This window comes from Streptomyces sp. NPDC046215 (assembly GCF_040646215.1).
Classification (GTDB): domain Bacteria; phylum Actinomycetota; class Actinomycetes; order Streptomycetales; family Streptomycetaceae; genus Streptomyces; species Streptomyces stramineus.
This window is the reverse complement of sequence record NZ_JBEYZW010000106.1, coordinates 1-23,069: the sequence shown is the minus strand read 5'-3', so window position 1 is coordinate 23,069 and position 23,069 is coordinate 1. Positions and strand designations below refer to the sequence as shown.

The window sequence follows — 23,069 nt, the reverse complement described above, 5'->3', positions numbered from 1 at the left end:
CGCGGGCACGGCGCGCTTGGCGTCGCGCAGATCGATGATCTTCTGCCACAGGCGAGCGCGCTCCGCTTCGTCGGCCGCGGCTCGGTGGCGAGCGACCCCCGGCCACCAGGAGCACCCGGGCCGCCGTTCCCAGCCGTGCCGTACCGCCGAACATCCCTGTTTCCCCCCGCCGTTTCGCCGACAACCCGACGAGCGTACTCAGCCGCGCGGGGCCCGGACGACGCCCTCCTGGATGACCGAGGCCACCAGCCGGCCGTCGGCGGTGAAGATCCGGCCCCGGGCCAGCCCCCTGCCGCTCTGGGAGGTGGGGCTCTCCTGGTCGTAGAGCAGCCATTCGTCGGCCCGGAAGGGGCGGTGGAACCACATGGCGTGGTCCAGGCTGGCCCCGACGACGTCACCGACCGTCCAGCCGCCGCGCCCGTGGGCGAGCAGCACGGAGTCCAGGAGCGTCATGTCGGAGACGTAGGTGACCAGGCAGACGTGCAGCAGGGGGTCGTCGGCCAGTTTGCCGTTGGTCCGGAACCACACCTGCGACTTGGGTTCGCGGGGCTCGCCCACGCTGGCGAACGGCGGCTCGTCCACGTACCGCACGTCCACCGCCGCGCGCGCCTCCAGCAGCCGCTCGACGACCTGCGGGTGCGCGAACCGGTGGGCGTGGCGGGGCAGCAGCTCCTCGGCCGTGGGCAGGGTGAGCGGGTCCGGGGCGGCCGGCATGGGCTCCTGGTGCTCCAGCCCCTCCTCGTGCGTCTGGAAGGACGCGGAGAGGTGGAAGACGGGCTGCCCGTGCTGCACGGCGACGACCCGGCGGGTGGTGAAGGAGCGCCCGTCGCGGATGCGGTCGACCGTGTAGACGATGGGCGCGCCGGGGTCGCCGGGGCGCAGGAAGTAGGCGTGCAGGGAGTGCGGGAGGCGGTCGGCGCAAACCGTGCGCCCGGCGGCGACCAGGGCCTGGGCGGCGACCTGGCCGCCGAAGACGCGCGGTACTACGGAGGGGCGGCTGGTGCCGCGGAAGATGTCCTGTTCGACCCGCTCCAGGTCGAGGAGGTCGAGGAGGTCCCGCAGGGCTTCGTTCGTCACGGGCCGTCTGCCGGGGCCGTCGGGCGGACGCCATGGTCCGCGTGATCCCGGCCGTACACCGTTCGCCGCACTGCGCTGCCCCCTCGTACTTTTCTAAGCGCTCGCTCAGCCGCAAGTTACCCGTGGGTCAGCTCGCCTGTCCAGGTCCGGCGGGCCGACGGCCCTCAGCAGGGCTCGGCGAGGGCCGCGAGGGCCCCCAGGGCGAGCCTGCGCAGCAGGCCGGCGGTGGCCGCGCGGCCCGGGAGGGCGCCGGGGCGGCCCAGGTGCGGGGTGGAGTTGAGCAGCCCGAAGACGGCGTGGACGGCGGCGCGCACCTGCGCCTCGGGGGCGCCGGGGTGCAGTTTGCGGACGGCGTCGACCCACAGCTCGACGTACTGGCGCTGGAGGGAGCGCACCAGATTGCGGTCGCTGTCCCGCAGCTGGCCCAGCTCCCGGTCGTGGAGGGTGATCAGCGCGCGGTCGTCGAGGGCGAAGTCGATGTGGCCGTCGATGAGCGAGTGGAGCACGGCGGCCGGGCCGCCGCCCGCGGCCGTGACCTCGGCGACTCGCGCGCGGCCCCCGGCGAGGAGCCGCTCACTGATGCCCACCAGGAGCTCGGCGAGCATCGCGTCCTTGCCCGCGAAGTGGCGGTAGAGGCCGGGGCCGCTGATCCCCACCGCCGCCCCTATCTCGTCGACGCCGACGCCGTGGAAGCCGCGCTCGGCGAAGAGGCGGGCGGCCTCCTTGAGGATCTGCTCGCGGCGGGTCGGCACACCGGTGCCCGGGGTGGCGGTGGCGCTTGCGTCTCTCACGAAAGTAATTCTAGACAGCGCGGTTAGTGGTCGTTAACCTGATGGCAATGTGTTAACGCTCATTAACCGAGCAAGGGAGCTCGAGTACATGCAGCAGGCACCGGTGCTGGGGAGCGCCGCGGACCCGGCGTCCGAGATCTGGCGGGCGAACGAGAGCGCGCACCGCGAGCTGTCCGCGCACCTGCGCGAGAAGCTCGCCGCGGCGCGGCTGGGCGGCGGCGAGCAGGCCCGGGCGCGGCACACCGCGCGCGGCAAGCTGCTGCCCCGCGAGCGGGTGGACACCCTGCTCGACCCCGGCTCGCCCTTCCTGGAGCTCGCGCCGCTCGCGGCCGACGGGCTGTACGGCGGGGCCGCGCCGGCGGCGGGCGTCATCGCCGGCATCGGGCGGGTCTCCGGCCGCGAGGTGGTGATCGTCGCCAACGACGCCACCGTCAAGGGCGGCACGTACTACCCGATGACGGTCAAGAAGCACCTGCGCGCCCAGGAGATCGCCCTGGAGAACAGGCTGCCCTGCCTGTATCTGGTGGACTCCGGCGGCGCGTTCCTGCCGATGCAGGACGAAGTCTTCCCCGACCGCGAGCACTTCGGCCGGATCTTCTACAACCAGGCCCGGATGTCCGGGGCCGGCATCCCGCAGATCGCCGCGGTCCTCGGCTCCTGCACGGCGGGCGGCGCCTACGTGCCCGCGATGAGCGACGAGGCCGTGATCGTCCGGAACCAGGGCACGATCTTCCTGGGCGGCCCGCCGCTGGTGAAGGCCGCCACGGGCGAGGTCGTCACGGCCGAGGAGCTGGGCGGCGGCGAGGTCCACTCCAAGGTCTCCGGCGTCACCGACCATCTCGCCGAGGACGACGCGCACGCCCTGCGCACCGTGCGCACCATCGTCTCGACGCTCCCCGGCCGCGGGGAGCCGCCCTGGCGAGTGGAGCCGGTGGAGGAGCCCGCGGTCGACCCCGCGGGGCTCTACGGCGCGGTGCCGGTGGATCCCCGCACCCCCTACGACGTCCGCGAGGTCATCGCGCGGCTGGTGGACGGCTCGCGGTTCGCCGAGTTCAAGGCCGAGTTCGGGCAGACGCTGGTGACGGGCTTCGCCCGGATCCACGGCCACCCGGTGGGCATCGTCGCCAACAACGGCATCCTGTTCGCCGAATCCGCCCAGAAGGGCGCGCACTTCATCGAGCTGTGCGACCAGCGGGGCATCCCGCTGCTCTTCCTGCAGAACATCTCGGGCTTCATGGTCGGCCGCCAGTACGAGGCGGGCGGCATCGCCAAGCACGGCGCCAAGATGGTCACGGCGGTGGCCTGCACCCGCGTGCCCAAGCTCACCGTCGTCGTCGGCGGCTCGTACGGCGCGGGCAACTACTCGATGTGCGGGCGCGCCTATTCACCGCGCTTCCTGTGGATGTGGCCCAACGCCAAGATCTCCGTCATGGGCGGCGAGCAGGCCGCCTCCGTCCTCGCGACCGTCAAGCGCGATCAGCTCGAAGCGCGCGGCGAGCAGTGGAGCGCGGCCGACGAGGACGCCTTCCGGGCGCCCGTCCGCGAGCAGTACGAGACGCAGGGCAGCGCCTATTACGCCACCGCCCGGCTGTGGGACGACGGGGTCATCGACCCGCTGGAGACCCGGCAGGTGCTGGGCCTCGCGCTCACCGCGTGCGCGAACGCCCCGCTGCCCGCGAAGGACCCGACGGCGCCCGGCTACGGCGTCTTCCGGATGTGAGCGCCCTCATGACAAGCGGAGACTCCATGTTCGACACCGTCCTGGTCGCCAACCGCGGCGAGATCGCGGTCCGCGTCATCCGCACGCTCCGGGAGCTGGGCATCCGCTCGGTCGCCGTGTTCAGCGACGCCGACGCGGACGCCCGCCATGTGCGCGAGGCCGACACCGCCGTGCGGATCGGCCCGGCGGCGGCCGCGCAGAGCTATCTCAGTGCCGAGCGTCTCCTGGAGGCGGCCGCGCGGACCGGCGCTCAGGCGGTCCACCCCGGCTACGGCTTCCTCGCGGAGAACGCGGCGTTCGCCCGTGCCGTCACCGGCGCCGGGCTCGCCTTCATCGGCCCGCCCGCCGCGGCGATCGAGCTGATGGGCGACAAGATCCGCGCCAAGGAGACCGTGCGGGCGGCCGGGGTGCCGGTCGTGCCGGGCTCCTCGGGCAGCGGCCTGAGCGACGCCGAGCTGGCCGCCTCGGCCCGTGAGATCGGCATGCCCGTCCTGCTCAAGCCCTCCGCGGGCGGCGGCGGCAAGGGCATGCGGCTGGTCCGCGCCGAGGCCCTGCTGGGCGAGGAGATCGCCGCGGCCCGGCGCGAGGCCCGGAGCTCCTTCGGGGACGACACGCTGCTCGTCGAGCGGTGGGTCGACCGCCCCCGGCACATCGAGATCCAGATCCTCGCCGACGGCCACGGCAACGTCCTCCACCTCGGCGAGCGCGAGTGCTCCCTCCAGCGCCGCCACCAGAAGATCATCGAGGAGGCGCCGTCCCCCCTCCTCGACGCGGCCACGCGCGCGGCGATGGGCGAGGCGGCGGCCCAGGCGGCCCGCTCCTGCAGCTACACCGGCGCGGGCACGGTGGAGTTCATCGTGCCGGGCGACGACCCCGCGTCGTACTTCTTCATGGAGATGAACACCCGGCTCCAGGTCGAACACCCCGTCACCGAGCTGATCACGGGCCTGGATCTGGTCGAGTGGCAGCTGCGGGTCGCCGCCGGCGAGGCGCTGCCCTTCACCCAGGACGACATCACCCTCACCGGCCACGCGGTCGAGGCCCGCATCTGCGCGGAGACCGCGCGGCCGACGGCCGACGGCCGGGTGGACTTCCTGCCGTCGGCGGGCACGGTGCTCGCCCTGGGCGAACCCGCGGGCGAGGGCGTGCGGGTGGACTCGGGTCTCTCGGAGGGCACGGAGGTCGGCACGTCCTACGACCCGATGCTCGCCAAGGTCATCGCGTACGGCCCGGACCGCCCGACGGCCCTGCGCCGGCTGCGTGCCGCCCTCGCGGAGACGACCGTCCTGGGCGTGGACACGAATGCCGGTTTCCTGCGCCGGCTGCTGGCCCACCCGTCGGTGGTGTCGGGCGCGCTGGACACGGGCCTGGTCGACCGGGACGCGGCGACGCTGGTACGGACGTCCGTCCCCGACGAGGTGTACGCGGCGGCGGCACTGCTGCGGCAGGCGGCGCTGGAACCGGCCGCCCGCGCTGCGGATGCCTGGGTCGACCCCTTCTCCGTCCCGACGGGCTGGCGCCTGGGCGGCGAGCCGGCGTGGACGGCACATCACGTGCGGGTGGCGGGGCAGGACGCGGTGACGGTGCGGGTGCGGGCGCGCGGCGGCACGGGGACGGAGGTCTGCCTGCCGGGCACGGAGGCGGCGTCCCTGCCCGCCGAGGCGACCGGCACGGAGCCGCTGCCACCCCGGGGCCCCGGGGGCCTGCCCCCGGTTTCGGGAAAGGGCGGGGTGGGGGAAGAGAACCCCGCTCACCCCGCCCGCATCGTCACCCTCTCCCCTCACACCGTCACCATCGAGCTCGACCACGTCACCCACACCTTCACCCGGGCCACCGGCCCGGACGGCACCTGGCTCGGCCGCGACGGCGACACCTGGCACGTCCAGGACCACGACCCCGTCACCGCCCGCGGCACCACCGGAGCCGCGCACGCCGGAGCGCTGACCGCGCCCATGCCCGGCACCGTCACCCTCGTCAAGGCCGCCGTCGGGGAGAAGGTGAGCGCCGGGCAGAGCCTGCTCGTCGTGGAGGCGATGAAGATGGAGCACGTCATCTCCGCGCCCCACGACGGCACCGTCACCGAGCTCGACGTGACGGCCGGCGCCACGGTCGCCATGGACCAGGTCCTGGCCGTCGTCACCCCCGACGCCGCCCCCGCCGTCAGCCCGCAGGAGCAGTCATGACCGACGGACTTCCGATGGCCGTGCCGGACCCCGCCCTCCCGTCCCGCGTCCGCATCCACGAGGTCGGCCCCCGCGACGGCCTGCAGAACGAGAAGACGGTCGTGCCCGTGGAGGTGAAGGCGGAGTTCATCCGCCGCCTCGCCGCCGCCGGGCTCACGACCGTCGAGGCGACGAGCTTCGTCCGCCCCGAGTGGGTGCCCCAGCTCGCCGACGCCGAGCAGCTGATGCCGATGCTCGACGGCGTGCCGGCCCGGCTGCCCGTCCTGGTGCCCAACCGGCGCGGCCTGGACCGCGCCCTGGCGCTCGGGGTCCGCGAGATCGCGGTGTTCGCCAGCGTCACGGAATCGTTCGCCAAGGCCAATCTCAACCGCACGGTGGACGAGTCCCTGGAGATGTTCGCCCCGGTCGTGTCCACCGCCCGCGAGGCGGGCGCCACGGTGCGCGGCTACCTCTCGATGTGCTTCGGCGATCCCTGGGAGGGCGCCGTGCCCGTCGAGCGGGTGACACGCGTCGCCCGCCGGCTGCTGGACCTGGGCTGCGACGAGCTGAGCCTGGGCGACACCATCGGCGTCGCCACCCCCGGCCACGTCACGGCGGTGCTGGCCGCCCTGGGCGCGGCCGGGGTGCCCGCCGAGCGGCTCGCCGTGCACTTCCACGACACCTACGGCCAGGCCCTCGCGAACACCCTCGCGGCGCTCCGGTACGGGGTGACCACGGTCGACGCCTCCGCCGGCGGCCTCGGCGGCTGCCCGTACGCGAAGAGCGCCACCGGCAATCTCGCCACCGAAGACCTTCTCTGGATGCTCAACGGCCTCGGTATCGACACCGGGGTGGATCTGGGCCTACTCACCGCCACGAGCGTGTGGATGGCCGAACGGCTGGGCCGCCCCAGCCCGTCCCGCACTGTCCGTGCCCTCTCCCCTCAGGAGTCCTGAGTCATGTCGCTGGACCACCGCCTCTCCGCCGAGCACGAGGAACTCCGCCGCACCGTGGAGCAGTTCGCCCACGACGTGGTCGCGCCCAAGATCGGCGATTTCTACGAGCGGCATGAGTTCCCGTACGAGATCGTGCGCGAGATGGGCCGCATGGGCCTGTTCGGGCTGCCCTTCCCCGAGGAGTACGGGGGCATGGGCGGCGACTACCTGGCGCTCGGCATCGCCCTGGAGGAGCTGGCCCGGGTCGACTCCTCCGTGGCGATCACCCTGGAGGCCGGGGTCTCGCTGGGCGCGATGCCCGTCTTCCGCTTCGGCACGGAGGAGCAGAAGCGGGAGTGGCTGCCCCGGCTGTGCTCGGGCGAGATGCTGGGCGCGTTCGGGCTGACCGAGCCGGAGTGCGGCTCGGACGCCGGCGGCACCCGCACCACCGCCCGGCTCGACGAGGCGACGGACGAATGGGTGATCAACGGCACCAAGTGCTTCATCACCAACTCCGGCACGGACATCACCGGCCTGGTCACGGTCACCGCCGTCACCGGCCGTTCGGCGGACGGCAAGCCGCTGATCTCCAGCATCATCGTGCCGTCCGGCACCCCCGGCTTCACGGTCGCCGCCCCCTACTCGAAGGTCGGGTGGAACGCCTCGGACACCCGCGAGCTGTCCTTCGCGGACGTTAGGGTCCCGGCGGCGAACCTGCTGGGCGAGCGGGGCCGCGGCTACGCCCAGTTCCTGCGCATCCTCGACGAGGGGCGCATCGCGATCTCGGCGCTGGCCACGGGCCTCGCGCAGGGCTGTGTCGACGAGTCGGTGGCGTACGCCAAGAGCCGGGAGGCGTTCGGGCGGCCGATCGGCGCCAACCAGGCGATCCAGTTCAAGCTGGCCGACATGGAGATGCGGGCGCACACGGCCCGCCTCGCCTGGCGTGACGCCGCCTCCCGGCTGCTGGCGGGCGAGCCGTTCAAGAAGGAGGCGGCGCTCGCGAAGCTCTACTCCTCGGAGATCGCCGTCACCAACGCCCGCGAGGCCACCCAGATCCACGGGGGTTACGGCTTCATGAACGAGTACCCGGTGGCCCGCATGTGGCGGGACTCCAAGATCCTGGAGATCGGCGAGGGCACGAGCGAGGTCCAGCGGATGCTGATCGCCCGGGAGCTGGGCCTGTAAATCGCCCGGGAGCCGGGCCTGTGAGGGGCGTCGCACGCCGCCGCCCCGAGCTGGTCCGCGGGCCCGCCCGGGCGGGCCCGCACCGCGTCACGGGGCCGGCCAGGGCACCTGTGGCGAGCGGTAGTACCCGATGCCGAGGGCGTCCCAGCGGGGCGCCTGCGCGGCCAGCCGGGTCCTGTAACCGTCCCAGCCGTGCGCGGCCCCCGGGGACCAGCCCAGCTCGGCGATGCCGGGCAGCCGCGGGAAGGCCATGTAGTCGAGGTGCGCGCCGGTGGACAGCGTCTCCGTCCACAGCGGCGCCTCGACCCCGAGGACGGCCTCTTCCGGCACGCCCTTGACGTACGCGCCGGGGTCCCAGTCGTAGGACTGCCGCACCTCCACGTACCCGGCCCAGTCGAGCCCGAGCGGCGTGTCCTTGGTGTACTTCATGTCCAGGTAGGCGCGGTCGGCCGGCGAGAGGATCAGCCGGGTGCCGGCCCTCGCCGCGTCCACGACGTCCTTCTCCGTGCCGCTGCGCCCCCAGTACTGCGCGACGGCGCCCGGCGCCGGGCGGGCGCCGGTCAGCTGGTGCCAGCCGATCACCGTCTTGCCGTACTTGGCGACGACGGGCTGCACCCGGTCCATGAAGGCCGTGTAGTCGGCGTGCGGGGTGGAGTGGGCCTCGTCGCCGCCGATGTGGAGGTAGGGGCCGGGGGTCAGCGCGGCCAGCTCCCGGACGACGTCGTCCACGAAGTCGTAGGTGTCCCGCTTCGGCACGCACAGCGAGCTGAAGCCGACGGCGGTGCCGGTGTAGAGGGGTGGCGCGGTGCCGTCGCAGTTGAGGCGGGCGTAGGAGGCGAGGGCGGCGTTGGTGTGGCCGGGCATGTCGATTTCGGGGACGACGGTCAGGTGGCGGCTGCCGGCATAGCGGACGATCTCGCGGTAGTCGTCCTTGGTGTAGAAGCCGCCCGGCCCGCCGCCGACCTGGGTGCTGCCGCCGTAGGTGGTCAGGCGCGGCCAGGAGTCGACGGCGATGCGCCAGCCCTGGTCGTCGGAGAGGTGCAGGTGCAGCCGGTTGATCTTGTACAGAGCCAGCCGGTCGATGTACCGCTTGACCTGGGCGACCGGGAAGAAGTGCCGGGCGACGTCGAGCATCGCGCCCCGGTGGGCGAAGCGCGGCGCGTCGGTGACGGTGCCGCCGGCGATCTTCCAGGGACCGGGCTGCGGACTGCGACGCTCCACGTCCGGGGGCAGCAGCTGGCGCAGGCTCTGGACACCGTGGAAGAGCCCGGCGTCCGTGCGGGCACTGATCGTCACGGCGCGGCCGGTGACGGCCAGCCGGTAGCCCTCGGCGCCGAGGGCCCGGTCGGGGTCGCCGAGCCGCAGCCGGATCCCCCCGTCGCGGGTGCCCGCGGCGGAGGACGTGAGGGGCAGCGCGTAGCCGGTGGAGGGGCGCAGCAGCTCGGCCAGGTAGGCGCCGACCCGCCGCGCCTCGCGGGAGTGCCGGGGCACCTGGATGCGGGTGCGTCCGGTGATCTCGTAGGGGCTGCCGCCGGGCCGTACGGAGGCGGGGGCCGGGATGACGCGGCCGAGGGGGGCCGCGGGGGCGGGCTCCGCGGGCCGTGCGGTGGCCGCGGTGGTGCCGGCGCCCGCGAGGAGCAGCAGGGCGCACAGCAGGCGGGGGAAGCGGGAGGTGCCGGGGCGTCGTCTCACAGGGGAGTCCCTTCAGCGGACCGCTTACGGGAAATCGCGCACACGAACGACAACGTGCCTACCGCCGGCCGGGATCCACGTCAAGGCAGCAGTCCTTCCCGGGGCCCGGCCTGCGAGAATCTGCCCCATGGCAGAGATACTCCAGACGGACGGCGCGTGGACCTTCGACGGCGACACGATCCGCATCGTGCCGGGCCGTGAGCGCGGTGTGCACCTGCTCCGGCAGACCCTCGGTGAGCTGGCCGTTCCGCTGGAGGCGGTGAGCGGTATCGCCTTCGAGCCGGGCCGCAGGAGCGGCCGCCTGCGGCTGCGGCTGCGGCCCGGCGCGGATCCGCTCGGCCAGGCCGCGCAGGGGCGGCTGCCGGACGCCGCCGACCCGTACCAGCTCAAGGTCGATCCGGACCGGTCCGGTGTGGCGGAGTACTTCGTGGACGCGGTGCGCAACGCCCTGCTGCTGGAGCAGGTGCCGGACGGGCCCGCGGACCGCTACCTGCTGCCGGGCCCGCCCGTGCCGCTGTCGGTGAGCGCCGGGGACGGCATGGCCGCCTTCGACGGCGAGCGGGTCCGCCTGGAGTGGAACTGGACGACGGAGGACAGCAAGAGCTCGGCGGGGGCGCAGTCGTTCCCGCTGTCGGAGATCAGCACGGTGGAGTGGCTGCCGTCGGCCGGGCTGGAAAACGGCTACCTGCGGTTCGTGACGGCCAGGTCCGCGCCGGGGCTGCCGCCGAAGTACGACCCGCGCTCGGTGGAGCTGTTCGGTTTCAAGAAGGACCCGCTGATGGCGCTGGTCGCGGCGGCCGTGCTGGCCCGGCTGCCGCACCCGTCCGGCCCGCGGGAGGCCGCGCCCGCCGACGCGGCCCCGAAGGCCCTGTCGGCACCGGCGGCCGGCGCCGACAGGGCCGAGGATCACGACGCCCTGCTGCGGCGGCTGCGGGAGCTCGGCGAGCTGCGGTCGGCCGGGATCCTCACGGAGGAAGAGTTCACCGCGGCAAAACAGGCCGTACTGAAGCGTTTCTAGCCACTTCGGGCGTTGCTTTCGGCATCCCTGCCCGAAATCGGGCAGGATTCTTGCGAACGACGGCAGTACCCCTCAGTATCAACGGGTGCTCGAACGCCGTATGACCCATGACGACCTGGTGGACCACCTGGTGCGCAGCACGCCGCTTCAGCGCGGCGAGGCAGCCCGGGTGGTCCTGGACGTCCTGGCGTACTTCGACGAGACGACCGAGACGTTCGTGCGTCGCCGTCACCGCGAGCTCCAGTCCGGCGGACTGAACAACGCGGAGATCTTCGAACGGATCGCGGCGGAGCTGCCGCACCGTGCGGTGGCGCCACCCGAGCTCTCGCTGCGGCAGCTGCGCCGCATCGTCTACGGCTGAGACCGGCGGCTCCTGCCGCCGCCGAGCATCACTGATCGTTTGCCTGGGAGGGTCAACACCATGTGCGGAATCGTCGGATATATCGGTAAGCGCGATGTCGCGCCGCTGCTGCTGGAGGGCCTCCAGCGCCTGGAGTACCGCGGCTACGACTCCGCCGGCATCGCCCTGCACGCGAGCGGCAAGGCGGGCGGCCTGAAGTCCGCCAAGGCCAAGGGCCGCGTCCGCGAGCTGGAGTCGCGCCTGCCCAAGCGCTTCAACGGCACCACCGGCATCGCCCACACCCGCTGGGCCACCCACGGCGCGCCCAACGACGTCAACGCCCACCCGCACCTGGACGCCGACGAGAAGGTCGCCGTCGTCCACAACGGCATCATCGACAACGCCTCCGACCTGCGCGCCAAGCTGATCGCCGACGGTTTCGCCTTCGTCTCCGACACCGACACCGAGGTCCTCGCCCACCTCATCGCCCGCTCCGAGGCGGACACGCTGGAGGAGAAGGTCCGCGAGGCCCTCCGGCACATCGACGGCACGTACGGCATCGCCGTCCTGCACGCCGACTTCCCGGACCGCATCGTCGTCGCCCGCAACGGCTCCCCCGTGGTCCTGGGCATAGGCGAGAAGGAGATGCTCGTCTCCTCCGACGTCGCCGCCCTGGTCAGCCACACCCGTCAGATCGTCACGCTCGACGACGGCGAGATGGCCACCCTCAAGGCCGACGACTACCGCACGTACACCACCGAGGGCTCCACCACCTCGAGCCAGCCGACCACCGTGGAGTGGGAGGCCGAGTCGTACGACATGGGCGGCCACGACACGTACATGCACAAGGAGATCCACGAGCAGGCCGACGCGGTCGACCGCGCGCTGCGCGGCCGCATCGACGACCGCTTCTCCACCGTGCACCTGGGCGGCCTGAACCTCGACGCCCGTGACGCGCGCGCCGTGCGCCGGGTGAAGATCCTGGGCTGCGGCACCTCGTACCACGCCGGCCAGATCGGCGCCCAGATGATCGAGGAGCTGGCCCGCATCCCCGCGGACGCCGAGCCGGCCTCCGAGTTCCGCTACCGCAACCCGGTCGTGGACCCCGACACCCTCTACATCGCGGTCTCCCAGTCCGGTGAGACCTACGACGTCCTCGCCGCCGTCCAGGAGCTCAAGCGCAAGGGCGCCCGCGTCCTGGGCCTGGTCAACGTCGTCGGCTCGGCGATCGCCCGCGAGACCGACGGCGGCATCTACGTGCACGCCGGCCCCGAGGTCTGCGTCGTCTCCACCAAGTGCTTCACCAACATGGTGGTCTCCTTCGGCCTGCTCGCCCTGCACCTGGGCCGCACCCGCGACCTGTCCGTCGCCGACGGCAAGCGGATCATCGCGGGCCTGCGCAAGCTGCCCGAGCAGATCGCGGAGATCCTGGCGAACGAGGCCGAGATCGAGAAGCTGGCCGGGGAGTACGCCGACGCCAAGTCGATGATGTTCATCGGCCGCGTCCGGGGCTACCCGGTCGCCCGCGAGGCCTCGCTGAAGCTCAAGGAGGTCTCGTACATCCACGCCGAGGCCTACCCCGCCTCCGAGCTCAAGCACGGCCCGCTGGCCCTGATCGAGCCCGCCATGCCGACGGTCGCCATCGTTCCGGACGACGACCTGCTGGAGAAGAACCGCGCCGCCCTGGAGGAGATCAAGGCCCGCTCCGGCCGCATCCTCGCCGTCGCGCACCAGGTGCAGGAGAAGGCCGACCACACGATCGTGGTGCCGAAGAACGAGGACGAGCTGGACCCGATCCTCATGGGCATCCCGCTGCAGCTCCTCGCGTACTACACGGCGAAGGCCATGGGCCGCGACATCGACAAGCCGCGCAACCTGGCGAAGTCCGTCACCGTCGAGTAGCACCGCCGTCCGCGGGCCCCGGCCCGCGGGCGCCAAGACCTCGGCCCCGTCCACCTGTCTGCGGCGGGTCCGGGAGGCCCGCCCACCTGTCCTGCGGCGGGCCCGGGAAGAACGGCCTCCCCGCGCGTGCCACCCGGCGCGCGGGGAGGACCGCCTCCCCCTCGCCGGCGGCGCCCTCCCGCCGGCGGTGATGCCACCGGCGACGGGAACCGTCACCTCCCGGCCGGCAGCACGACATCTGTGCGGTTCCTACCCGTCACCCGGGCCCGCGCCACCCTTACGCACGGGTAGATTCATCGGCCGTCAAAACCGGCGCGGCGGCGATCACCCGGACAGGGAAAGAAAGTTGACGCCCCGGCACAGCCCGCGGGGGCGGTCAGGGGATGACGACGACGGGCCGCTGAGCGCGCCGCGCCAGCCGCCCCGCCACCGAGCCGAAGATCCTGCCGACCAGGCCGTGGGTGGAGCCCACGACGATCGCGTCCGCCGCGTACTCCCGGCCGACCTCCTCCAGCTCGTGACAGATGTCGCCGCCTCGCTCGACGAGGATCCAGGGCACTTCCGACAGGTAGTCCGCACAGGCCAGTTCGAGGCCGAGGACTTCCGTGCGGTGATCAGGGACGTCCACGAAGACCGGGGGCTCGCAGCCCGCCCACACGGTCGTCGGCAGCCGGTTGGCCACATGGACGATGATCAGGCCCGAGCCGGCGCGCAGGGCCATCCCGATTGCATACGCAAGCGCTCGCTCGCTGGATGTCGAGCCGTCGAAGCCCACGACGACGCCGTGCTGGAACGCCGGATCGCAGGAATGGCGTGTTTCTTCCGCCGCTTCGGGGTGCGCCGTGTGATCGGCGACCCGCTTGCGGTCCGCGGGTTCGGAGAATTCGTGACCGGCCATCGGTATCTCGGCGAAGAGTGTCCTCGTGCGGAGGGATCGGGCGGTGAGCTGGTTGGAGTTGTCAGGGCGGCGCCCGAAAGGTCTCGGCAGATCCGGACGGGGCGGACCCGCGTGGATCATGGACGAAAAATCCGTCCGGGATTCATCTTTTCAAGCACTTACCCACCAGGGTACGGCGACACTCGCCGCCTGCCCAGAGGCTGCCCGGCCGGCCGGTGATGCGGCAGCGGTCCCGGCCGGCGGGTGACGCGGCACCGGACGGGGCCCCCGGGCGGGGAGCGGGACGCCTCCTGGACGGGTGGTGGCGGGCGACGGGTCGGGCGTTCACCGGAGCATGCACGAGGGCGGCCCGTAGCGCAATGCCCTTGCCGCACGGCAGGGCGCGCCCCCGGCGCGCCCCCCGATGCGCGCGACGCAGTGACCCGGGGGCCCGGCCGGGCGTTGTACCACCGTCAGCCGCCGTCAGCAGGGAGCCGCTCCGTGCCCGGAACCCGTGATCACGCCCGCGCCGACGACCCCGAGGGAGACTCCCCCGATCCGGTGAGCGACGTGGTCCGCTGGGCGGCGTTCAGCTGTGTGCTGGTCCCCGTGGTCCTGCTGATGTGCGGTCAGTCCTTCGGCGGCGCGGCCGGCACGGCGGCCGGGCTGGTGGCCCTCACCTGCGCCTGCCGCGCCCTGCTGCGCCAGTCCGAGCGCAGCGCGTCCCGTATCTCCGCAGAACAGGCCATTCCCCATCGAGGCCGACATGGCCGTACGGGTGGCGGGGCCCATCGCGGGGGGCGGCACCCTGGCGGCAGTACGCCGGGTAGTACGTCCGGTGAATGACGTCTTCGTACATCTGCACCCGTTGCTTTTCAGCCAACTTCAGGCCGAACCCCAAACCTTGGCCTGAGCAGCCCCTAACAGCCGGTCGACCAGCAAGGAGACGGCTTCCGGGGGCGGTTGCACCCTACGGGGATTGGGCATGGGCGAGAGGCGTACTTTTCAGCGAGCCCTGCAAGTGCAACGCTTCGTGATCGAACGCTTCGCGCCAAGTTGCCATGTCGACATAGAGCCGGGTGGTGAACTGGTCACCGCAACTCCGTGTGACGCAGTAGATTCGATCTTGGCCATGACCGGCGGGGGAACCGTTCAGGACCGAGGGGAAACGTGCAGGACCGAGAGGACTCGACCGCCGAGGGGGGCTTAGCGCCATGAGCCAGGACTCCACGACCGTACCGGAGACCACGCGCAAGCTCTCCGGACGCCGCCGCCGGGAGATCGTCGCCGTGCTGCTTTTCAGCGGCGGCCCCATCTTCGAAAGCTCCATTCCGCTCTCTGTGTTCGGGATCGACCGCCAGGACGCAGGGGTGCCCCGCTACCGATTGCTGGTGTGCGCGGGCGAAGATGTGCCATTGCGAACAACCGGCGGCCTGGAATTGACCGCACCGTACGGCCTGGAGGCGCTCTCCCGGGCCGGCACCGTCGTCGTACCGGCCTGGCGGTCGATCACCCAGCCGCCGCCCACCGCCGCGCTCGACGCACTGCGCCGCGCCCATGAAGAGGGCGCCCGCATCGTCGGGCTGTGCACCGGGGCCTTCGTACTGGCCGCCGCGGGTCTGCTCGACGGCAGGCCCGCCACCACCCACTGGATGTACGCGCCGACGCTCGCGAAGCGCTACCCCTCGGTCCACGTGGACCCGAGGGAGCTCTTCGTCGACGACGGTGACGTCCTGACGTCCGCGGGCACCGCGGCAGGCATCGACCTGTGCCTGCACATCGTCCGCACCGACCACGGCGCCGACGCGGCGGGGGCCCTGGCCCGCCGTCTCGTCGTACCGCCCCGCCGCAGTGGCGGACAGGAGCGCTATCTCGACCGGTCTTTACCGGAGGAGATCGGCGCCGACCCGCTCGCCGAGGTCGTCGCCTGGGCGCTGGAGCACCTCCACGAGCAGTTCGACGTGGAGACCCTGGCCGCCCGTGCCTATATGAGCCGGCGCACCTTCGACCGGCGGTTCCGTTCGCTCACCGGGAGCGCTCCGCTGCAGTGGCTGATCACCCAGCGGGTGCTGCAGGCCCAGCGGCTCCTGGAGACCTCGGACTACTCCGTGGACGAGGTGGCCGGGCGCTGCGGCTTCCGCTCGCCCGTGGCGCTGCGCGGGCATTTCCGCAGGCAGCTGGGGTCCTCCCCGGCCGCCTACCGGGCCGCGTACCGGGCCCGCCGGCCGCAGAACGGGGCCGAGCGCCCGGAGCGGGAGCGTCCGGAGCGGGAGCGCCACGACCGGTTCGACCGGCCGGAACCGGTGGAGCCACGACCCGGCGAGCCGTCGGTGGCGGCGATGCGGCGGACGGCCCTGGCCGCCGCCCATGCCGTCTCCGGGCCTGTCATGGGCACACCGCCCCCGCACGGCGGGCACGGTGGACCGGGGGGTCAGGGTCTCCATCCGGGTTCCCACGCCGGGCCGCTCGGTCAAGGGGGGCCGGGCCCGGATCCGGGCAAGCCGGAGTCCGACCTCTACAGCCCACGCCTCCCCGGGCAGCGGGAACGCCCCGTAGGGTGAGACGCATGAACGATCGCATGGTGTGGATCGACTGCGAGATGACCGGGCTCTCGCTGTCGGATGACGCGCTCATCGAGGTGGCCGCCCTGGTCACCGACTCGGAGCTGAACATCCTCGGCGACGGCGTGGACATCGTCGTCCGCCCGCCCGCCGAGGCCCTGACCACCATGCCCGAGGTGGTGCGCCGGATGCACACGGCTTCCGGGCTGCTCGCGGAACTGGACAAGGGGACCACGCTCGAAGATGCCGAGCAGCAGGTCCTGGCGTACGTCCGCGAGCACGTCCGGGAGCCGGGCAAGGCCCCGCTGTGCGGAAACTCGGTCGGCACCGACCGCGGTTTCCTCGCCCGGGACATGCCGGCGCTGGAGAACCACCTGCACTACCGGATCGTCGATGTCTCGTCGGTGAAGGAGCTGGCCCGCCGCTGGTATCCGCGGGCCTACTTCAGCAGCCCGAAGAAGAGCGGCAACCACCGGGCACTCGCCGACATCCACGAGTCGATCGCCGAGCTCCGCTACTACCGCGAGGCGATCTTCGTGGCGCAGCCCGGCCCGGATTCGGACAGCGCCAAGGCCATCGCGGCCCGGCACGTCCTGCCCGCTCGGGCATAGTGACGCGGCTCGCTCCCAGGACGCGCGATACCTGGGAGCGAGCACCCCCGAAGACCCTGTACACTTTTTCTCAGCCGGTGGGAAACGCACCGGGCGACATGGTGGGTATAGCTCAGCTGGCAGAGCACCTGGTTGTGGTCCAGGATGTCGCGGGTTCAAGTCCCGTTACTCACCCTGATCGAAGGGCCCGATCCGCGAAAGCGGATCGGGCCCTTCGGCGTTTGCGGGCCAGGGCGGCCGGGAAGCCACGCACCGCCCCGCTCCTCCACAAGGCGGCACCACGGCAGTGATGCCGCTCACACCCTCCCTCAGGCGGTCGACCCGGTGGACATCGCCGCCTGCCTCGCCAGCGCGCCGTGGGCATCCTTGACTCTCCGCCAGGTTCCGACGACTCTTCATCACAAATGAGAGCTCTCTCGCATTTATCGTCACATCCTTGGCCATATGCCGCCGACCGGGCGGCCGAGACCGACACGACATCGTCATCCCCCCGTTGGCACGAGGCCGTACGTCGAGGCACGAGGAGGACGCCATGCGCAGCCGCCCCCGCACGTCCCGGCGCCGGGTGATGGCCGGCGCGGCCGTCGCCGCGCTCGGCGCCGGAGTCTTCGCCGCCTGCGCCGATGACGGCGGCAGCGAGGCGGCGGGCGGGTCCGGCGGCGGGGGCGGCCGGAAGACCACCGTCACCGTCGGCACCTTCGGCGTCTTCGGCTACAAGCAGGCCGGCCTCTACGAGGCGTACGAGAAGCTGCACCCCGACATCACGATCAAGGAGAGCGTGATCGAGCGGAACGATGCCTACTACCCGCAGTTGCTGACCCACCTGGCGGCCGGCAGCGGCCTCTCCGACATCCAGGCCATCGAGGTGGGCAACATCCACGACGTGGCCACCCTGCAGGCCGACCGGTTCGTGGACCTGGGCCGGGTGAAGGGCGTCCGCAAGGCCGACTGGCTGGACTGGAAGTGGGCCCAGGGCACGTCCAAGGACGGCAGGACGATCGGGCTCGGCACGGACATCGGGCCGATCGCCATGTGCTACCGCAAGGACCTCTTCGCCAAGGCGGGGCTGCCCACGGACCGCGAGAGCGTCGGCAGGCTCTGGGCGGGCGACTGGCAGAAGTACATCGACACCGGCCGGGCCTACAAGAAGAACGCCCCGGCGGGCACGGTCTTCACCGATTCGGCCGCCGGGATCTACAACGCCTCCATCCACGGCTACGCCGAGCGCTACTACACCCGCAAGGGGCGGCCGGTCTACCGGAACAGCCGGGCGGTCAAGGCGTCCTGGAAGCTGGCCGTGCAGGCGGCCCGCGGCGGGCTCACGGCCCGGCTCAAACAGTTCGAGAAGCCGTGGGACCAGGCGTACGCGAACGGCCGCTTCGCCACCGTCGCCTGCCCGCCGTGGATGCTCGGCTACATCAAGGAGAAGGCCGGCGAGGCCGGGGAGGACCGGTGGGACGTGGCGGCCGCGCCCCGGCCGGCCAACTGGGGCGGCTCCTTCATCGGCGTCCCCAAGGCGGCCCGGCACCGGAAGGCGGCGATCGAGCTCGCCCTCTGGCTGACCGCCCCCGAGCAGCAGGCCAAGCTCTTCGGCCGGCAGGCCAGCATCCCCTCCACCCCCGCCTCGTACGCCATGCCGGAGGTCCGGGACGCCCGGAACCCCTACTTCGGGGACGCTCCCACCGGGCGGATCTTCTCGGAGGCGGCCCGGGGCATCCCCGCCCTGTTCTTCGGCCCGCGGGAGCAGCAGATCGGCACGGCCTTCACCGACGTGGGCATCGTCCAGGTCGAGCAGCAGGGCAGGTCGCCCCGGTCGGCCTGGAAGGCCGCCCAGAAGGAGATCCTCAACGCGGTGGACGAATGACGGCCGCGGCCGAGGCGGTCGAGGGCACCGACGCCCCGCCGCCGGACGACCCCTCCACGGGCGCGGGCCGGGGCCGGAGCCGGCCGGGCTCCTGGCGCCGCCGCCTGTACGCCTGGGACGTGCGCTACAGCCCGTACGCGTTCGTCGCGCCGTTCTTCCTCTTCTTCGCCGCCTTCGGGATCTTCCCCCTCCTCTACACGGGCTGGGCCTCCCTGCACCGCGTGGGGCTGTCGGCGCCGGACCACATGGAGTGGGTGGGGCTGCACAACTACACCCGGCTGCTGGACGACGCCTTCTTCTGGAACTCCCTGCGCAACACCTTCACCATCGGTGTCATCTCCACCGTCCCCCAGCTGCTGATGGCCCTGGGGCTGGCCCACCTGCTCCACTACCGGCTGCGCGCGGCGGCCTTCTGGCGCGTCGCGCTGCTGACCCCGTACGCCACCTCGGTCGCCGCCGCGACGCTGGTCTTCGTGCTGCTCTACGGGCGCGACTACGGGATGATCAACTGGGCGCTGGGCGCGGTGGGCGTCTCCCCGGTGGACTGGCAGAGCGGCACGTGGAGCTCGCAGTTCGCGGTGTCCTCGATCGTGATCTGGCGGTGGACGGGCTACAACGCGCTGATCTACCTGGCCGCCATGCAGGCCGTGCCGGACGAGCTGTACGAGTCGGCGGCCCTGGACGGCGCCTCGCGCGGGCAGCAGTTCCGCTACGTCACCGTGCCGGCGCTGCGGCCGACGATCCTCTTCACCGTCGTCGTCTCCACGATCGGGGCGACGCAGCTCTTCGGCGAGCCGCTGCTGTTCGGCGGGGCGGGCGGGCAGAAGGGCGGGGCCTCGCACCAGTTCCAGACGCTGGGCCTCTATCTGTACGAGCAGGGGTGGTTCAACTTCCATCTCGGGCGCGCCTCCGCCGTCGCCTGGACGATGTTCCTGATCCTGCTGTTGATCGCCGCGGTCAACGTGCTGATCGCGCGGCGGCTGCGGAAGAGCCGGTGAGGGGCTGATGTGACGATCACGACCACCGCGCGGCCCAGGCGCGGCGCCCGGCGCGCGGGGCGGCAGCTGCGCGGCGGGCCGTTCACCTACGCGGTGCTGGCCCTCTTCACCGCGGGCTCGCTGTTCCCGCTGGTCTGGACGGCGATCGCGGCCTCGCGCGACAACACCCGGCTCGCCAGGACCCCGCCGCCCTTCTGGTTCGGCGGGCGGCTCATGAGCAACCTCGGCACGGCGTGGACCGAGGCCAACATGGGCCTGGCGCTGCTCAACACCGCCCTGGTGGCGGGCACGATCGCGCTCGGCACCGTCCTCTTCTGCACCGTCGCCGGTTTCGCCTTCGCGAAGCTGCGGTTCCGCTTCAAGGACGCCCTGCTGCTGATGACGATCGGCACGATGATGGTCCCCCCGCAGCTGAGCGTCGTCCCCCTCTTCATGGTCGTCGCCGACCTGGGGTGGACGAACCAGCTGCAGGCGGTGATCCTGCCGACGCTGGTCAGCGCGTTCGGGGTGTTCTTCATGCGGCAGTACCTGGTGGAGGCGCTGCCCACCGAGCTGATCGAGGCGGCGCGCGTCGACGGGGCGAGCAGTCTGCGGGTCGTGTGGCACATCGTCTTTCCTGTCGCCCGGCCCGCGATGGCCGTGCTGGGGATGCTCTCCTTCGTCCAGGCGTGGAACGACTTCTTCTGGCCGATCATCGCGCTGACGCAGGAGAACCCGACCGTGCAGGTCGCCCTCACCGGGCTGGGCCGCGGCTACGTGCCCGACCAGGCCGTGATCATGGCGGGCGCGCTGCTGGGCACCCTGCCGCTGCTGCTCGCCTTCACCCTCTTCGGCAAACAGATCGTCGGCGGCATCATGCAGGGCGCCGTCAAGGGCTGACCCGCCGGCCGCCCCGCCCGTCCCCCACCTGGGAGCGTTTCCATGACCGTGAACTTCCCTCCGGGCTTCCTCTGGGGAGCCGCGACCGCCGCGTACCAGATCGAGGGCGCGGCGGACGAGGGCGACCGCACCCCTTCCATCTGGGACACCTTCTCCCGCACTCCCGGCAAGGTCCTCGGCGGTGACACCGGCGACACCGCCACCGACCACTACCACCGCCGCTCCGAGGACGTGCGCCTGATGGCGGAACTCGGCCTGGGCGCCTACCGCTTCTCCGTCTCCTGGCCGCGCGTCCAGCCCACCGGCCGGGGGCCCGCCTCCCGGGCCGGCCTCGACTTCTACCGGGCGCTCGTCGACGACCTCCTCGACCACGGCATCACACCGGTGCTGACGCTCTATCACTGGGACCTGCCCCAGGAGCTGGAGTCCGCGGGCGGCTGGCCGGAGCGCGGCACCGCGCACCGCTTCGCCGACTACGCGCACCTCGTCGCGAAGGCGCTGGGCGACCGGGTGGAGCTGTGGACGACCCTCAACGAGCCCTGGTGCAGCGCCTTCCTGGGCTACGGGTCCGGGGTGCACGCCCCCGGCCGGACGAGTGACCTGGCCGCCCTGCGCGCCGCCCATCACCTCAACCTGGCGCACGGCCTGGGCGCCCAGGCGCTGCGCGCCGCCCTCCCCTCGCGGGCGCGGATCTCCGTCGCGCTCAACCCGGCCGCCGTCAGGGCCCGCACCGACGCGCCCGGGGACCTCGACGCCCGGCGGCGGATCGACGCCCTGGCCACGCGCATCTTCACCGGGCCCCTGCTCGATGGCGCGTACCCGGCGGATCTGCTCGCCGACACGGCGCGCATCACCGACTGGTCCTTCGTGCACTCCGGAGACCTGGACGCCATCGGGCACTCCCTCGACGCGCTGGGCATCAACTACTACGCGCCTTCCTTGGTAGCAGCCGCCACTGACAACGCCCCGCTCCGCGCCGACGGCCACGGCGGCGAGCGCTCCCCCTGGCCGGGCGCCGAGGGCGTCGCCTTCCACCGGCCGCCGGGCAAACGGACGGCCATGGACTGGTCGGTGGACCCCACCGGCCTCCACGACCTGCTGATGCGCTTCACCCGTGAGGCGCCCGGGCTGCCCCTGATGGTCACCGAGAACGGCGCCGCGTACGACGACAAGCCCGACGGCAGCGGCGCGGTCCACGACCCGGAGCGCATCGCGTACCTGCACGCCCACCTCGACGCGGTGCGGCGCGCCATCGCCGACGGCGCGGACGTGCGGGGCTATTTCCTGTGGTCGCTGATGGACAACTTCGAGTGGGCGTACGGGTACAGCAAGCGGTTCGGCGCGGTGTACGTCGACTACGCCACTCAGGCCCGCACGCTCAAGTCGAGTGCCCGCTGGTACGCCCAGGTGGTCCGAACGGGTCAGCTGCCCCCCTACTGAGCCCCGCTACTCGAAGACGGAGGGCGGCGGCGCCGGCGAGGGCCGGGCGCTCGCGTCGGTGACCGGCGCAGCGCCGCCGGTGAAGTCGGCCAGCGCCCGCCCGTGCTCGACCCGGCCCTGGTGCGGGTCGGTGGCGGCCCGCCGGGTCAGCTCGGCGAGCGGCAGCTCACGGTCGGAGGCCAGCAGCACGGCGTTGCCGAAGCGCCGGCCGCGCAGCACGGCGGGGTCGGCGGTCAGGCAGAGCTCGGGGAAGACGGTCCGCACCGTCGCGATCTGGGCCTTCACATGGGCGAGGGGCGGGCCGTCGGCGAGGTTGGCGGCGTAGAAGCCGCCGGGCCGGAGCGCCCGCCGCACCTCGCCGGTGAACTCGGTGCTCGTCAGGTGGGCGGGGGTGCGGGCGCCGCTGAAGACATCGGCGATGATCAGGTCGGCCCAGCCGTCCGGCACCTTCGCCAGGCCCTCGCGGGCGTCACCGCCGCGCACCCGGATGCGCCACCCGGCGTCCAGAGGGAGCTCCCGGCGGACGAGCTGGACGAGGGGCGCGTCGATCTCCACGATCTGCTGGGTGGACCGGGGCCGGGTCGCGGCGACGTACCGGGCGAGGGTGAACGCGCCACCGCCCAGGTGCAGCACCTGGAGCGGCTTGCCGGGCGGGCCCGCGAGGTCGGCGATGTGGCCCAGCCGCCGCTGGTAGGCGAAGTCGAGGTAGGTGGGGTCGTCGAGATCCACATGGGACTGGGGCGCCCCGTCGATCAGCAGCGTGTAGCCGCGCGGGCGGTCGCGGTCCGGTGCCAGCTCCGCCAGACCGCCGCTCACCTGCTCCGAGACCGGTTCGGCGGCGCGCCCGCGCCCTTGCTTCTGCTTGCCTTTTGCCACCTGGCCAGTATCGCTGGGGTGGCTGGGACCCGTCGTGGCCGCCTGCGGCGGCGGGCGCCCTGCGGGCGCGTCCTCAATCGCCGGACGGGCTTATTCGGCTGAGCTCAGCCGAATAAGCCCCTCTGGGGGCACCTCCCACCG

General features: G+C 72.5%; 19 protein-coding genes and 1 tRNA gene. 15 read left to right on the top strand and 5 right to left on the bottom strand.

What is annotated here, in order from left to right:
* Nucleotides 1–198: 198 nt before the first annotated feature.
* Nucleotides 199–1,077, bottom strand: a complete 879-nt coding sequence (gene tesB, locus ABZ951_RS30095) for an acyl-CoA thioesterase II (protein ID WP_344089262.1) — start codon at nt 1,075–1,077, stop codon at nt 199–201.
* Nucleotides 1,078–1,241: 164 nt separating this feature from the next.
* Nucleotides 1,242–1,868, bottom strand: a complete 627-nt coding sequence (locus tag ABZ951_RS30090) for a TetR/AcrR family transcriptional regulator (protein WP_344089261.1) — start codon at nt 1,866–1,868, stop codon at nt 1,242–1,244.
* Nucleotides 1,869–1,956: 88 nt separating this feature from the next.
* Between ABZ951_RS30090 and ABZ951_RS30085 the strand changes: the two genes are divergently transcribed.
* From ABZ951_RS30085 to ABZ951_RS30070, 4 genes are read left to right on the top strand one after another with little or no spacing between them, the layout of a single operon-like run.
* Complete coding sequence (locus ABZ951_RS30085; RefSeq protein ID WP_344089260.1) at nt 1,957–3,588, top strand: carboxyl transferase domain-containing protein; 1,632 nt, start codon at nt 1,957–1,959, stop codon at nt 3,586–3,588.
* A gap of 26 nt (nt 3,589–3,614) precedes the next feature.
* Entirely contained in the window at nt 3,615–5,771 is a 2,157-nt protein-coding gene (locus tag ABZ951_RS30080) for a biotin carboxylase N-terminal domain-containing protein (protein ID WP_344089259.1), read from the top strand.
* The gene (locus ABZ951_RS30075) at nt 5,768–6,706 is read left to right on the top strand and encodes a hydroxymethylglutaryl-CoA lyase (RefSeq protein ID WP_344089258.1); all 939 of its coding nucleotides are present in this window, start codon (nt 5,768–5,770) and stop codon (nt 6,704–6,706) included. Before ABZ951_RS30080 ends, ABZ951_RS30075 begins: the two co-directional genes overlap by 4 nt.
* A 9-nt stretch (nt 6,707–6,715) precedes the next feature.
* The gene (locus tag ABZ951_RS30070) at nt 6,716–7,870 is read left to right on the top strand and encodes an acyl-CoA dehydrogenase family protein (protein WP_344089305.1); all 1,155 of its coding nucleotides are present in this window, start codon (nt 6,716–6,718) and stop codon (nt 7,868–7,870) included.
* Between the two features lie 87 nt (nt 7,871–7,957).
* Here the strand turns inward: ABZ951_RS30070 and ABZ951_RS30065 are convergent, their stop codons facing one another.
* On the bottom strand, nt 7,958–9,562 hold the full coding sequence (locus ABZ951_RS30065; protein ID WP_344089257.1) for a beta-N-acetylhexosaminidase: 1,605 nt from the start codon (nt 9,560–9,562) through the stop codon (nt 7,958–7,960).
* Between the two features lie 127 nt (nt 9,563–9,689).
* Between ABZ951_RS30065 and ABZ951_RS30060 the strand changes: the two genes are divergently transcribed.
* From ABZ951_RS30060 to glmS, 3 genes are all read left to right on the top strand, one after another.
* The gene (locus tag ABZ951_RS30060) at nt 9,690–10,580 is read left to right on the top strand and encodes a DUF4429 domain-containing protein (protein ID WP_344089256.1); all 891 of its coding nucleotides are present in this window, start codon (nt 9,690–9,692) and stop codon (nt 10,578–10,580) included.
* 85 nt (nt 10,581–10,665) lie between these two features.
* Entirely contained in the window at nt 10,666–10,941 is a 276-nt protein-coding gene (locus ABZ951_RS30055; RefSeq protein ID WP_184729590.1) for a hypothetical protein, read from the top strand.
* 60 nt (nt 10,942–11,001) lie between these two features.
* A complete protein-coding gene (gene glmS, locus ABZ951_RS30050) occupies nt 11,002–12,822 on the top strand; it encodes a glutamine--fructose-6-phosphate transaminase (isomerizing) (protein WP_344089255.1) in 1,821 nt (606 codons plus the stop codon).
* A gap of 376 nt (nt 12,823–13,198) precedes the next feature.
* On the opposite strand, the gene ABZ951_RS30045 is transcribed toward glmS, so the two are convergent.
* Complete coding sequence (locus tag ABZ951_RS30045) at nt 13,199–13,720, bottom strand: universal stress protein (protein WP_344089254.1); 522 nt, start codon at nt 13,718–13,720, stop codon at nt 13,199–13,201.
* A 540-nt stretch (nt 13,721–14,260) separates the two neighbouring features.
* On the opposite strand from ABZ951_RS30045, the gene ABZ951_RS30040 reads away from it, so the two are divergent.
* From ABZ951_RS30040 to ABZ951_RS30005, 8 genes are all read left to right on the top strand, one after another.
* Nucleotides 14,261–14,545, top strand: a complete 285-nt coding sequence (locus tag ABZ951_RS30040; RefSeq protein WP_344089304.1) for a hypothetical protein — start codon at nt 14,261–14,263, stop codon at nt 14,543–14,545.
* Between the two features lie 368 nt (nt 14,546–14,913).
* Entirely contained in the window at nt 14,914–16,260 is a 1,347-nt protein-coding gene (locus ABZ951_RS30035; protein WP_344089253.1) for a helix-turn-helix domain-containing protein, read from the top strand.
* Nucleotides 16,261–16,265: 5 nt separating this feature from the next.
* Entirely contained in the window at nt 16,266–16,871 is a 606-nt protein-coding gene (gene orn, locus ABZ951_RS30030; protein ID WP_344089252.1) for an oligoribonuclease, read from the top strand.
* Between the two features lie 101 nt (nt 16,872–16,972).
* Nucleotides 16,973–17,045: transfer RNA gene (locus tag ABZ951_RS30025), tRNA-His, on the top strand.
* 358 nt (nt 17,046–17,403) lie between these two features.
* Nucleotides 17,404–18,735: an extracellular solute-binding protein gene (locus tag ABZ951_RS30020; protein WP_344089251.1), complete on the top strand. Its 1,332-nt coding sequence runs from the start codon at nt 17,404–17,406 to the stop codon at nt 18,733–18,735.
* Entirely contained in the window at nt 18,732–19,733 is a 1,002-nt protein-coding gene (locus ABZ951_RS30015) for a sugar ABC transporter permease (protein ID WP_344089250.1), read from the top strand. The genes ABZ951_RS30020 and ABZ951_RS30015 overlap by 4 nt, the downstream gene beginning before the upstream one ends.
* Nucleotides 19,734–19,742: 9 nt before the next feature.
* Nucleotides 19,743–20,612 carry a carbohydrate ABC transporter permease gene (locus ABZ951_RS30010; protein WP_344089249.1) on the top strand — a complete coding sequence of 290 codons (870 nt, stop codon included), beginning with the start codon at nt 19,743–19,745 and terminating at the stop codon, nt 20,610–20,612.
* A gap of 42 nt (nt 20,613–20,654) precedes the next feature.
* Complete coding sequence (locus ABZ951_RS30005) at nt 20,655–22,052, top strand: GH1 family beta-glucosidase (protein WP_344089248.1); 1,398 nt, start codon at nt 20,655–20,657, stop codon at nt 22,050–22,052.
* Between the two features lie 6 nt (nt 22,053–22,058).
* On the opposite strand, the gene ABZ951_RS30000 is transcribed toward ABZ951_RS30005, so the two are convergent.
* Nucleotides 22,059–22,928, bottom strand: coding sequence for a fused MFS/spermidine synthase (locus tag ABZ951_RS30000; protein ID WP_344089247.1), 870 nt, complete (start codon nt 22,926–22,928; stop codon nt 22,059–22,061).
* Nucleotides 22,929–23,069: the final 141 nt, after the last annotated feature.